This window comes from Micromonospora maris AB-18-032 (assembly GCF_000204155.1).
GTDB lineage: Bacteria > Actinomycetota > Actinomycetes > Mycobacteriales > Micromonosporaceae > Micromonospora > Micromonospora gifhornensis.
This window is the reverse complement of the sequence record NC_015434.1, coordinates 1,980,226-1,992,739: the sequence shown is the minus strand read 5'-3', so window position 1 is coordinate 1,992,739 and position 12,514 is coordinate 1,980,226. Positions and strand designations below refer to the sequence as shown.

At 69.8% G+C, this 12,514-nt stretch carries 5 protein-coding genes and 6 pseudogenes; 4 read left to right on the top strand and 7 right to left on the bottom strand.

Going from position 1 to position 12,514, the window contains the following annotated elements; translation table 11 throughout:
• Nucleotides 1-38: 38 nt before the first annotated feature.
• From VAB18032_RS33340 to VAB18032_RS33480, 6 pseudogenes are all read right to left on the bottom strand, one after another.
• A pseudogene (locus VAB18032_RS33340) lies at nt 39-2,120 on the bottom strand (DNA gyrase subunit A); the annotation flags it as partial.
• 393 nt (nt 2,121-2,513) lie between these two features.
• Nucleotides 2,514-3,122: pseudogene (locus VAB18032_RS33335) on the bottom strand (LAGLIDADG family homing endonuclease); the annotation flags it as partial.
• A 66-nt stretch (nt 3,123-3,188) separates the two neighbouring features.
• Nucleotides 3,189-3,809, bottom strand: a pseudogene (locus VAB18032_RS33495) (DNA gyrase subunit A); the annotation flags it as partial.
• 31 nt (nt 3,810-3,840) lie between these two features.
• Nucleotides 3,841-4,479: pseudogene (locus VAB18032_RS33490) on the bottom strand (toprim domain-containing protein); the annotation flags it as partial.
• Between the two features lie 6 nt (nt 4,480-4,485).
• Nucleotides 4,486-5,958: pseudogene (locus VAB18032_RS33485) on the bottom strand (Hint domain-containing protein); the annotation flags it as partial.
• Nucleotides 5,932-7,451: pseudogene (locus tag VAB18032_RS33480) on the bottom strand (ATP-binding protein); the annotation flags it as partial. The pseudogenes VAB18032_RS33480 and VAB18032_RS33485, both read right to left, overlap by 27 nt.
• 235 nt (nt 7,452-7,686) lie before the next feature.
• Between VAB18032_RS33480 and VAB18032_RS09165 the strand changes: the two are divergent.
• The gene (locus VAB18032_RS09165; RefSeq protein ID WP_013732521.1) at nt 7,687-8,946 is read left to right on the top strand and encodes an SGNH/GDSL hydrolase family protein; all 1,260 of its coding nucleotides are present in this window, start codon (nt 7,687-7,689) and stop codon (nt 8,944-8,946) included.
• 44 nt (nt 8,947-8,990) lie between these two features.
• Here VAB18032_RS09165 and VAB18032_RS09160 read toward each other — a convergent pair whose 3' ends face one another.
• A complete protein-coding gene (locus tag VAB18032_RS09160; protein WP_013732520.1) occupies nt 8,991-9,431 on the bottom strand; it encodes an RrF2 family transcriptional regulator in 441 nt (146 codons plus the stop codon).
• A gap of 146 nt (nt 9,432-9,577) precedes the next feature.
• Here VAB18032_RS09160 and VAB18032_RS09155 point away from each other — a divergent pair, with 146 nt between their 5' ends.
• The 3 genes from VAB18032_RS09155 to VAB18032_RS09145 all read left to right on the top strand — a co-directional run bounded on the left by VAB18032_RS09155 (nt 9,578) and on the right by VAB18032_RS09145 (nt 12,442).
• Nucleotides 9,578-10,789, top strand: a complete 1,212-nt coding sequence (locus VAB18032_RS09155) for a globin domain-containing protein (RefSeq protein WP_013732519.1) — start codon at nt 9,578-9,580, stop codon at nt 10,787-10,789.
• An 89-nt stretch (nt 10,790-10,878) separates the two neighbouring features.
• Nucleotides 10,879-11,730: an alpha/beta hydrolase family protein gene (locus tag VAB18032_RS09150; RefSeq protein WP_013732518.1), complete on the top strand. Its 852-nt coding sequence runs from the start codon at nt 10,879-10,881 to the stop codon at nt 11,728-11,730.
• 82 nt (nt 11,731-11,812) lie between these two features.
• Nucleotides 11,813-12,442 carry a hypothetical protein gene (locus tag VAB18032_RS09145; RefSeq protein WP_013732517.1) on the top strand — a complete coding sequence of 210 codons (630 nt, stop codon included), beginning with the start codon at nt 11,813-11,815 and terminating at the stop codon, nt 12,440-12,442.
• Nucleotides 12,443-12,514 lie beyond the last annotated feature (72 nt).

Here is a 12,514-nt window from a genome sequence, read left to right as displayed (position 1 = left end):
GCCCGATTCACCCGTCCAGGCCAGACCGGGACCTCCAGCTACTGGCGATCGATCTGATGACCGATCACGGTGGGGCCGAGCATCACGGCGAAACCGGAACCGTCCCGACGCGGATCGGCGGTCGGCAGCTCGACCGGTTCACCATTTGCCGTCGAGCCCACCGGCCGAGGACCGATCCAGGCGACGACCACGTCGGTCTCACCCTTGAGGAACCGCTGCGCGCGCACCCCGCCGGTCGCCCGCCCCTTCGCCGGGTACGCCGCAAACGGCGTCACCTTGACGGTGGCGCCGGTGGAGGTGACCACCATCGGCTCACCGTGCTGCGGATCGTCGGTGCGCACCGCACCGAAGTACACCACCTGCGCCCCATCCGGCAGGGCGACACCGGCCATGCCGCCACCCTTGAGCCCCTGCGGGCGAACCGTGCCAGCGGGAAAACGCAACAGCGACGCCGCGCTGGTCAAAAACGCGAGGGACTCGGCACCGTCGGTCAACCAGGTCGCCCCGACCACCTCGTCGCCGTCACGCAGCCCGATCACCTCGAACTCGTCGGAGCGGACCGGCCAGTCCGGGGCACACACCTTGACCACCCCCTGACGGGTGCCCAACGCCAGGCCGGGTGAACCCTCGGCCGTCGGACCGAGCGGTGCCAGACCGACCACGCTCTCCCCCGGCTCCAACGGCACCAACTCGGCCGCGGACATCCCACCCCGCAGCGACACCGTGCCCGCCTGCTCCGGCAACACCGGCAACGGCAACACGTCCACCTTGAACGCGCGACCGGCGCTGGTCACCAGCAGCACCCGACCCCGGGCGGTGGAGTGCACCACCGCGCGTACCGCGTCATGCTTGACCCGGCCGTGCCGGCGCCGCCCCTCGGCGGCCTCCTCCGACTCGGCCGCGGTCCGCGCCACCAGGCCGGTGGCGGACAGGATCACCTGACACGGGTCGTCGGCCACCTCCAGCGGCCCGGCCGGCGCGGAGGCGGCGAGCACCTCCTTGAGGTCACCGTCGACAAGCGTGGTCCGACGCGGGGCGGCGAACTGCTTGACCACCGCGGCCAACTCGTCGGAGACGAGCTTCTTCAGCACGTTCTCGTCGTCCAGAATGGTGGACAACTCGGCGATCTCGGCACGCAGCTTCTCCTGCTCGGCCTCCAACTCCAGCCGGTCGTACTTGGTCAGCCGACGCAGCGGGGTGTCCAGGATGTAGCTGGCCTGGATCTCGGAGAGCTTGAACTTCTGCATCAGACCGTCCTTCGCGGCCTGGGCGTCCTCGCTGGCCCGAATCAGCTTGACCACCTTGTCGATGTCCAGCAGTGCGATCAGCAGACCGTCGACCAGGTGCAACCGCTCCTGACGCTTACGCCTGCGGTACGCGCTGCGCCGGGTCACCACCTCGTAGCGGTGCGCCAGGAACACCTCCAGCAGCGCCTTCAGCCCCAGGGTGCGCGGCTGCCCGTCGACAAGCACCAGGTTGTTCACACCGAAGGACTGCTCCAGCGGAGTGAGGCGGTACAGGTCGGCCAACAGCGCCTGCGGGTTAACCCCGACCTTGCACTCGATGACCAGGCGGGTGCCGTTCTCCCGGTCGGTCAGGTCCTTGACGTCGGCGATCCCGGTCAGCCGCTTGGTCTTGGTGACCTCGTTGGTGATGGCCGCGATGACCTTCTCCGCGCCCACCCCGTACGGCAACTCGACCACGGTGATCGCCTGCCGACCCCGACTGCCCTCCAGCGGGCCGATCTCCACCTTGCCGCGCATCCGCACCACACCCCGGCCGGTCTCGTAGGCACGGCGCACCTCGTCGAGGCCGAGCAGCAGCCCACCGGTGGGCAGGTCAGGGCCGGGCACGAACTCCATCAGCTTGTCGAGGGTGGCGTTCGGGTGCCGGATCAGCCAGCGCGCCGCCGACACGACCTCGCCCAGGTTGTGCGGGATCATGTTGGTCGCCATCCCGACCGCGATCCCGGAAGTGCCGTTGACCAGCAGGTTCGGGAAGGCGGCCGGCAGCACGGTGGGCTGGGTCAGCGAGCCGTCGTAGTTGGGCTCGACGTCGACGGTCTCCTCACCCAGCTCGCCGACGAGCAGCATCGCCTCCCGCGACATTCGAGCCTCAGTGTTGTGGTTGACGAAACCGCCAGCGAGGAATGAGTGGTCTTCTGTGTCGACCCTGATTGAGTAGACCTCGGCCGGCTCGCACGGGGTCACCTCGGTGATCCGCTCGAATCGGTAGCCCGAGTCCATCACAGGCAGGATCGTCGCCAAGATCTCGGGATCCTTGATCCGATCGACGATGCGAAGCCGTTCAGTCTCCCAACGCTCTACCCGGTCGAAGTTGTGCCGAGTCAGCCACTTGCGGCCCGAACCACGCCTGTCGAAGGCGAGCGCCCCACGAACGTACTCGGCCACGAAGGGCGCGTGGTCTTTACTGAGTCGATGCGGGCGCAGCGGTGAACGCTTGAGCACCCTGTGCAGCACAGCCTGCTTGGTACGGAGGAACCCGACTCGATTGGCGAACGCCGCGATGTTCCGCATCCCTGAAATGACCAGTCGATGCTCCACCGAGCCACTCGGACGCGTATATTGCCGCCAACACGCGATGACGCCGAACTCCGCCAACAACTCTTGGACGTCCCGAGTAAGGCGTTCACTGAAGCTCGTGTACTGAATGGTGAAGCTGTCCTTCGCTACCCGTACGCCGCCGTCTCCTTCAAACAACGCCGTCAGGAACGCACGCTTCACACCCCACCCTCCGGTCCAGACGAACTGCGGAACGAACTTGTCCCGCGCCTGATGTCCGATGAGTTCGGCTAGCGGGCTGGCACGGAACGCGGCCATCCCCCCGGCATACTCCTGTACATCCAGCTCCTGGATGCGTTTGCGGTCGCGGCGGGTATGCCGCTCGCTGACGTAGCGCTGCCCGCCTACGACTTGGTCGTATGCATGCAGAACCTCGCCGAAGAAGTGCTCATCCGTATTGTTGAAGCCCGCTCGCGACTCACTCGCGAACCCTTCGGATACCCAGGCACCCCCGAGTACTCCCAGCATGTACTCCCGAGCCGTAGGGGTTACCTGGTACCAGGCGTTTCGCGCGATGCAGACGACCGTGTCGGGGGCCACCTCGTCGAGACGTCGCCATTGGAACACTGGCACGCCGAGCGGTGCTTCCAGGCACAAGACCAGGTGATTCTCGCTGCCCCGGAGTGAGAACCCGGCTTCGGTACGGATCTGGATGGTGGGATGGACTCCCGAGTTGAAAACCTTGCTTGCCCGGACGGCCTTGCCGTCCTTGTCGAGCACCTCGAAATCGACGTCAGCCTCACTATCGGGAGCGAGATCCACCAGCTCGCCGATTCGAGGACTCGAACCGTCCGCCAGGCGAATTCGAGTATCGCCCGTCACGCAGTAACGCGCCGCAGCCGGTCCATCGTCTGGACTCCCAAAATTTCCATGCCCGTCGATGAGTGGGACGTTGAGGGAGAAGTCCTGCGCCATCCGAACCATGGCGTCGTAGATCGCGGTGTCGCCGTGCGGGTGGTAGCGGCCCATCACGTCACCGACCACGCGGGCCGACTTGACGTGCGCCCGGTCGGGCCGGAAGCCCGACTCGTACATGGCGTAGAGGATGCGCCGGTGCACCGGCTTGAGGCCGTCGCGGGCGTCCGGCAGGGCGCGGGAGTGGATGACCGAGAAGGCGTACTCCAGGTAGGAGTCGGAGACCTCGGTGACCAGCGGGTTGTCGAAGACCCGCGCGCCGGCCCGGTCGAACGCGGAGTGGTCGACCTTCGTTTCCTTGCGGCGTGCCATGGCTCAGCTTTCCTTCCGAAGAACCCGTTGGTCAGGCGTCGATGGCGTCGCGGTCGACGCGGTCGGCGGAGTCGATCAGCCAGTTGCGGCGCGGCTCGACCTTCTCCCCCATCAGCAGTTCGAGGATCCGCTCGGCGGCGTCGACGTCCTCCAGGGTGATCCGGCGCACCGAGCGGGTGGCCGGGTTCATCGTGGTCTCCCACAACTCGTCGGCGTCCATCTCGCCCAGACCCTTGAACCGGGGGATCGGGGTGACGATCTGCTTGCCGGCCTGCTCCAGCTTGCGGACCGTCGCCTCCATCTCCGCCTGGGTGTAGGTGAAGATGGTCTCCGGGTTACGCCCCTTGGTGGTGATCTTGTGCAGGGGCGGCATCGCGGCGTAGAGCCGACCCGCCTCGATCAGCGGCCGCATGTACCGGGCGAACAGGGTGATCAGCAGGGTCCGGATATGCGCGCCGTCGACGTCCGCGTCGGCCATGATGAGCACCCGGCCGTACCGCATGGCGGACAGGTCGAAGGTGCGCCCGGAGCCCGCGCCGAGCACCTGCACGATCGCCGCGCACTCGGCATTGTCCAGCACCTGCTGAAGGTTGGCCTTCTGCACGTTGAGGATCTTGCCGCGAATCGGAAGAAGCGCCTGATATTCCGCGGTACGGGCGACCCGAGCGCTGTTGTGCACGAAGACGCCCGCCTCCAACGCGAAGTTGTGGTAACCCTCGACCGTCAGGTCATACACGTCCGCCGTCTCATCGAGCGGTTCGACGGACACCACCTGGTGATTGACCAGGGCAGCAGCCTCACGAAGGCGGGCATAGTCACCGTCGTAAAGCTTGAGGAGCCGGTCGAAGCGCAGCCCGGTACGGGCCGAACGCAGGCGCTCAGCCTCGTACGCCGCCGCGAGGTCACCGTCTTCCAAGGCGAGCATCGGCGCGAGTCGGCGCAGCGCGGCAAGCCGACGCCCGTCCTGCTGGCGACTCACCCGTTCGCCACGCGGCACGGTCGCCACGTACCGGGCTCGTCCAGCCTGCACCTTGGCGAGGTGGTCGTTGTTCGGATCGGTCAGCCGCTGCTTCATCCGGCGCGAGTGATGCTCGCCGAACTCCGGATTGTCCGCGTGCCAAGCCAACACCGCGTTGCGCTGCCGGGTCCTTTCCGCAGGGTCCGAGAACTGCTCGATCGTCTTCTGCGACCGCCAGGCACGCAGCTCGGAGTCCTGCCACTGCCGCACGGACCGCTCCCGCCACTGCTCACGCCGGGCCGGGTCGGCGAAGTACCGCCTGACCCGCTCCGCAGCCGCCGCCCGGTGCTCCGGATTCGACCAGTAACCAGCCTGCCGCTGGCGCATCCGGTCTGCGTAGGCACGCCGTTGGTCGTCACTGAGCGCGGCGTACCAATCCTGGAATCCCTGCTCGAACTTTGCCCGGAAGGCGGGTGACTCGTTGAGCGCGAAGAGCCGAGCCAGGCATGCTTCACGGAAATCAGGGTCCCGCCACTGAGCCGTCAGCATCGCCGACTTGAACTCACGACCACCGTTCGCGAACCACTCACGCCACCCGGCATGGACATGTTCGCCCATCATCGAGGCGTGCAAGGCCGAGTGGTCGGCCCAGGTCATGCGCTGAATGTTGCGCGGGTCGTTGTTGCGCTTGTCGATGTCGATGTGGTGCCGCACGTTGCCGTTGGCAGCGCTGTCCCGGCCGTGCCTGAGATTCCACGCGTCGGCGAGGTAGTGGGTGTAGACCCACTCGTCCTTGTCATTCATCCAGACCCGCTCGTATCCCTGTAGCTTCTGCCCAGCAGCCTTGCTGGACAGGCTGCGGTAGAGCGGCATGAGGGAATCGCCGGGCGTGAGGGCGTCGGCGCGCCGGTAGGAGCCGTCGCGTAGGCGGAAAAGGTGATCCGGGGTGCATCTGACCGACTCGCCGTTGTCGAGGGTCACCCGCACCAGCGGCGCGGCCCGCTTGGTCAGGCGCGGCTCGACCAGTGGCGCAACGACGACCCGACCCGCCTTGTTGGTGGTGTAGCCGAAGTGGGTGACGCCCCGCTGCCAGTCCTCGGCAAGATCCGCGAACGAGCGGCTGATGCCCGAGGCCAGCGCAACCATGGTGTCACCGGTAAAGCACCCGAGCGCGCTGTCTCCCTCGACGATGAACAGCTCGCTGCGGTCCACGCCGGTCGCGCGGCAGTCGACCAGTTTGGCCGGCATGGCGGCGCCTTCGAGGGCGGTCTTGCGGCGGGCGGCGTCCTTCTGCTGCTTCTGGGTCAGGCGCACCCGCGCGGCGTCGACGATCTTCTGCAGGACCGTACGCGCCTCGGTCTTGGTCTTACGGTCGTCCAGCCAGGACTTGAGGTGCTGCTCGACCAGGCCCTGCACCACCTTGGTGACGCCGGCGGTGGACAGCTCGTCCTTGGTCTGCGAGGTGAACTGCGGCTCGGGCACCCGCACGTGCACCACCGCGGTCATGCCCTCCAGCACGTCGTCCAGGGTGGGCGCGTCCTCCTTGGCCTTGAGCAGGCCACGGGTGTTGCGCACGGCGTCGGCCAGGGTACGCGCCAGGGCCCGCTCGAAGCCCTTGCGGTGGGTGCCGCCGTGCGCGTTGCGGATGGTGTTGGTGAAGCACTCGACGGTGCGCTCGTAGCCGGTGCCCCAGCGGAACGCCACCTCGATCTCGGCGCGCCGCTGCACGTTGGACTGCATGACGCCGTTGGCGTCGGCGGCGTTCTCCCGGTAGGTGCCCTCGCCGGTGACCAGCAGGGTGCCGGAGACCGGCCGGTCGCCGGCCGGGGCGAGGAACTCCACCATGTCGGTGAGCCCGTTGGGGTAGTGGAACTGCTCCTTGGTCGGTTCCTCGGCGGTGAGGTCGCGCAGGGTGTAGCTGACCCCGGGCACCAGGAAGGCGGTGTGGCGCAGCTTGGCGCGGACCGCGTCGTGGTCGAGGGTGGCGCCGGTCTCGAAGTAGCGGGGGTCGTACCAGTAGCGGATCGAGGTGCCGGTGCGCTGGCCACGCTTCATCGCGCCGACGACCTGCAGGCCGGGGCCGGGGGTGAACGGCGCGTCCGGGCCGTCGCCGTCGAAGATGCCCGGTACGCCGTGGCGGAACGACATGGTGTGCACCTTGCCGCTGCGGCGCACGGTGACGTCGAAGCGGCGGGACAGCGCGTTGACCGCCGAGGCGCCCACGCCGTGCAGACCGCCGGAGGTCTTGTAGCCGGAGCCGCCGAACTTGCCGCCGGCGTGCAGCCGGGTGAGCACCAGTTCGACGCCGGAGATGCCGGAGCGGGCGTGCACGTCGGTGGGGATGCCCCGACCGTCGTCGTCGACCTGCACCGAGCCGTCGGCGTGCAGGGTGACCTCGATGGTGGTGGCGTGGCCGGCGACGCCCTCGTCGGTGGAGTTGTCGAGGATCTCGTTGACGAGGTGACCCACGCCACGGCTGTCGGTGGAGCCGATGTACATGCCGGGCCGTTTGCGGACGGCGTCCAGCCCCTCAAGGTGCGTGAGGTCGTCGGCCCCGTACAGGGTCTCTGGCTCTGCGGTCAACTCCGTCGTACTCCCCGGTCTCGGCGATGCGCTGCCCCGCACCGTCGGTGGTTGGCCCAGCGTGGGACGGCCGCAGCGAGCGTAGCCGTACGCCCCGACAGGTGATGCGGACACCCGCGCGGCGCGCCGCAGGAGGCCGCCGCTGGTGGTACCTGCCGCGGTCAACGCCCCGGCGTCGCGCCTTATGCCCGGCGCCGCCTCCGGTGTGGGCTGGGATTTAACTCCCGCCTGACCCAGATGTCACATCTGTTTCCCGTTGTTGACGTACGTCACACCTGCGTGATTCCATCACGCACAAGAGGATCTTTCATATTTCGATGAATGGATGGGGATGCCATGTCCGGGTTGCGTCGTACCGCCGCCGCGATGGCTCTGGCCGTCGCTGCGGCGACCCTTTCCACAGCCGTGACCACCGCCGCTCCCGCGGCCGCGGCGCTGCCCACCGCCGCGGTCGCCCTCGGCGACAGCTTCATCAGCGGTGAGGGTGCCGGGGCGTACCAGCCGGTGGTCGACTCCACCGGGGTCGCGCGCAGCTTCCCGGGCTGGACCGCGGCGAACAGCAACGCCTTCTTCTGCCACCGGTCGGCCAACGCCTCGTTGCACAAGGCGTCGCTGCCCGGCATCCAGGACCGGTTCAACCTGGCCTGCTCCGGCGGCCAGCCGCACGACATCGCCGCCGCTTCCTCGGCGCGCACCAGCGGTCGTCAGGTGGCCGCCCAACTCGACCAGCTCCGGGCCGTCGCCCGCACCCACGACATCGACCTGGTGCTGATCGGGCTGGGCTCCAACAACAGCTCGTTCACCTTCGGCGGGGTCGCCGAGAAGTGCGCCAACCGGTTCATCGCCGACGCCTGGACCGGCTGGTGGGAGTTCTGGGCGTACCTCAACGGCCCGGTGGAGCAGAAGCCCTGCACCGACGCGGACCTGGCCACCGCCGCCCAGATCAGCGCCGCGACCGCCGAGACCACCGCCGCGGTACGCCAGATCCTGACCACCCTGCGCGAGGTGGACGCCGACGGTCAGCACCGGGTGGTGCTCCAGGACTACACGAACCCGCTGCCGCTGGACCTGGCCTCGCCGTACCACTCCGAGGACAGCCGGGACGACACCCGGGACAAGTTCCGCGCCCTCGGTGCCGAGCGGTACGCCGCCGGCTGCCCGATCCACCGGGCCAGCCTCGCCCCCGGTCACCGCTTCTCCCAGGGGCTCGGCACCATCGTGCGCTCCACCCGGGACACCCTGGCCGCCGAGTACCCCGGTGCCGACCTGGTCTACCTCAACGTCCAGCGGGCCTTCGACGGCGCCCGGCTCTGCGAGACCTCGAACAGCCCGACCGGCACGCTGGCCACCCCGATCCGGTTGATGGACAACCCGCCCAACGGCACCTTCGTCACCAGCCTCTCCGGCAAGGACAAGATCGCCATCCAGCGGATCGCGAACACCTGCGTGACCTACTTCCAGACCTGCCAGGAGTCGTGGCACCCGAACGCCGCCGGGCACCAGGTGCTCGGCCAGTGCCTGGCCGGAGCGGCCACCACCACGGCCCGCTCAGTGGCCTGCGTACGGGCCTCGAACGGCACGATCAGCGTCTCCTGACCATCCGGGACCGGCCCGCATCCCGAGGTGCGGGCCGGTCGCCGTCACCGCTCAGGCGCAGGCGGGGCACCGAGTGCGAGCAGCACCGGGCCGGTCGGTGAGTCGACGAGATCCGCCAGGCTGACCCGGTCGAGCACGGCGAGGAACGCCTCCTGCGCCCGGCGCAGCTCGATCCGCAACCGGCAGGCCGCCCGCAGCGGGCAGGCCGGCGCCTCGCAGTCGACCACCTCACCGTCGCCCTCGAACGCCCGGACCACCTGCCCGACGGTGTAGGTCGCGCCGTCCGCGGCGAACGCCACCCCGCCGGAACGGCCGCGGATGGTCACCAGCACGCCGAGGTGCTGCAACCGCTGCACCACCTTGGCCACGTGGTTGCGAGGCAGCGCCAGTCGCTGCGCCAACTCGTCCACAGTGGTCCTGCGGCCGGAGGCGGCGGTCAGCATGGCGATCCGCATCGCCATGTCGGTGGACCGGTTGAGCTTCACCTTTCGACCTTACGGTGGCCCCGGGCCGCACCGGCCGCCGGTGTGATCCGCGCGACCGGTGATCCGGGACCTTCGACCCTAAAGAGGTACCTGCAATACCTGTTTTTGTGGGCGCGTCCGTAAGGTTCGTCCCGAAGGAGAACATCGTGCTCACCCAGTCCTCAGCAGAGGTGGTTACGGCGACCCTGCCCGCCGTACGGGCGCACGGCGAAGCCATCACACGCCGGTTCTACCAGCGGATGTTCGCCGCGCATCCCGAGCTGCTCGACCTGTTCAACCGGGGCAACCAGGCCAGCGGCAGCCAACAGGCGGCCCTGGCCGCCGCCGTGGTCGCGTACGCCGAGCACCTCATCGGCGCGGGCGCCACGCCGTGGGGTCCGGTGCTGGACCGCATCGCACACAAGCACGCCTCCCTGGGGATCACTCCGGCCCAGTACACCGTCGTGGGCCGGCACCTGCTCGCCGCCGTCGGCGAGGTGCTCGGCGAGGCGGTCACCCCGTCCGTCGCCCTCGCCTGGGACGAGGTCTACTGGCTGCTCGCCGTCGAACTGGTCGCCCGGGAGGCCCGGCTCTACGCCGCCGCCGGGCTGACCGAGGGCGAGCCGGTGTGGCGCCCGTGGCGGGTGACGGCGCGCCGGCAGGAGACCCCCGACGTGGTCTCGTTCACCGTGACGCCCGACGACTCCGGCGAGGTGCCCACCTTCGTGCCGGGCCAGTACACCTCGGTCGCGGTCGACCTCGGCGGCGGCCGCGGCCGGCAGATCCGCCAGTACAGCCTCGCCGGACGCCCGGGTGCCGCGCACTGGCGGATCGCCGTCAAGCGGCTGCGCGGGATCGACGGCGCACCGGACGGCCAGGTCTCGACCTTCCTGCACGAACACATGACGGTCGGTACGACGCTGCAGCTCAGCCCACCCTTCGGCGAGGTCAACGCCGTCGCGGGCGACGGCCCGCTGCTGCTGGTCAGCGCCGGTATCGGGCTGACCCCGGCGATGGCCGCGCTGGAACATCTGGCGGTCACCGCGCCGCAGCGCCCGGTGGTGCTGGTGCACGCCGACCGGGCCGGCGCCGCCCACGCGCTGCGCGGCGACCTGCCGCGCCTGCACGCCGCGCTGCCGAACCTGCGCACCAGGCTGTGGTACGAGGACACCAGCGACGTCGCACTGCCCGGGGTAGCCGTCGAGGTGACCGGCGGCCGGGTGGACCCCGAGTCGATCCCGCTCTCCCCCGACGCCCACGTGCACCTCTGCGGGCCACTGCCGTTCATGAACATCGTCCGGGGTGGACTGTTGCGCCGGGGCGTACCGGTGGAGCGGATCGCCTACGAGGTGTTCGGTCCGGGCATGCTGCGCGGCTAGTGCGCCGCCCCCGGCGGGTCGAGCGACCCCGCCGGGGGCCGCCCCCACCGCACCCTACTCGCGGGTAACCTGTACGGGTGAGCGCGACTGTGGAATACGTGCAGGATTTCGTCCAGGTCGACGGCGCCCGCCTCGGCATCCAGGTCTACCCGGAGCCGGTCGGCCCGGCAGGAGCACCGGTGGTGCTGGTCGCGCCGGCCATGGGGGTGCGGGCGCGGTACTACCGGCCGTTCGCCACCGCCCTGCGCGCCGCCGGGCTGGCCGTGGTCGTGGCCGACCTGCGCGGCACCGGCGAGAGCACCCCCCGACCGAGCCGGGCCTGCCGGTACGGCTACACCGAACTGGCCGCCGACATCGGTGCGGTACGCACAGCGCTCAAGGCCCGCTTCGACGGTCGGCCCACCCTGCTGCTCGGGCACTCCCTCGGTGGGCAGGCCGCCGTGCTGCACCTGGCCCTGCACGGCGAGCAGGAGGTCGACGGGTTGGTGCTGGTGGCCGTCGGCATCCCGTACTGGCGGGACTTCACCGGCCCACGGCGGTACGGCGTGTTGCCGTACACCCAGGGCATCGCCGCCACGACCCGGCTGCTCGGGGTCTGGCCCGGCTGGGGATTCGGTGGCCGGCAGGCGCGCGGGGTGATCCGCGACTGGGCGCACACCGCGCGGACCGGCCGCTTCCCGCACCTGGACGGCGTCGACACCGAGGCGGCGGTGCGGCAGATCCGCACCCCGGTGCTGGCGGTCAGCGTCGACGACGACCAGTACACCCCCCATCCGACGCTGGACCGGCTCTGCGCCAAGCTCGCCGCGGCTCCCGTCGTACGCGAGCGGCACGGTGGCCCGGACGGCGTCGCGCTGGACCACTTCACCTGGGTACGGCACGCCGCCGAGCCGCTGGCCGCGCGGGTCGCCGCGTTCGCCGCCACCCTCCCCGCACGCTGACCCAAGCCGTCCCCGACCCCACGATTAGTGCCCCGCATCGGGGGTAAGCCGCAGCGCTCGAAACGGCTGAGGGGGACACATCATGTCGGACACGCACACCACCCTGCGATCCATGCACGACCTGGGCCTGGCGGCCTGGTTCGGCGGCTCCCTGATGGGGGCGTTCGGCGTCAACGGCGCCGCGGCCCGGGTCGGCGACTCGACCCAACGAATTCCGGTGGCTTCGGCCGGCTGGTCCAAGTGGACGCCGGTCAACGCCGCCGCCATCGGCGCCCACCTCGCGGGCGCGGTCGGTGAACTGGTCACCGAGAGCCCGCGGATGGCCGCCCAGCGCGGCGTCGGTCGGGCGAGCACGCTGAAGACGGCCCTGACCGTCGGCGCCCTCGCGGCGACCGGGTACAGCCGGATGCTCGGCAATCGGCTGTCCAGGGCAGGCGGCACCAGCGTGGCCGGCGTCACCGAGCCGAACCAGCAGACGCCGCAGAACGTGGCCGCCTGTCAGCGGCAGCTCAAGCTGCTCCAGTGGGCGATCCCGGCGCTCACCGGCGCGCTGATCGTGGTCACCGCGTACATGGGTGAGCAGCAGAAGCCCGGGCAGGTGCTGCGCGGCATGCTCGGCCGGGCCAACGGGCTGATGCACACGCCGAAGACGATGGCCAAGGGCGGCGGCCTGATGCAGATGTCGAAGGCGATGAGCCGCAACGGTCACTGAACGGCGGCGACGCGGGCGGTCCGGCGGCGCAGGGCTATGTCGGCCGCTGAGGCCGACAGCAGCATCCGACCG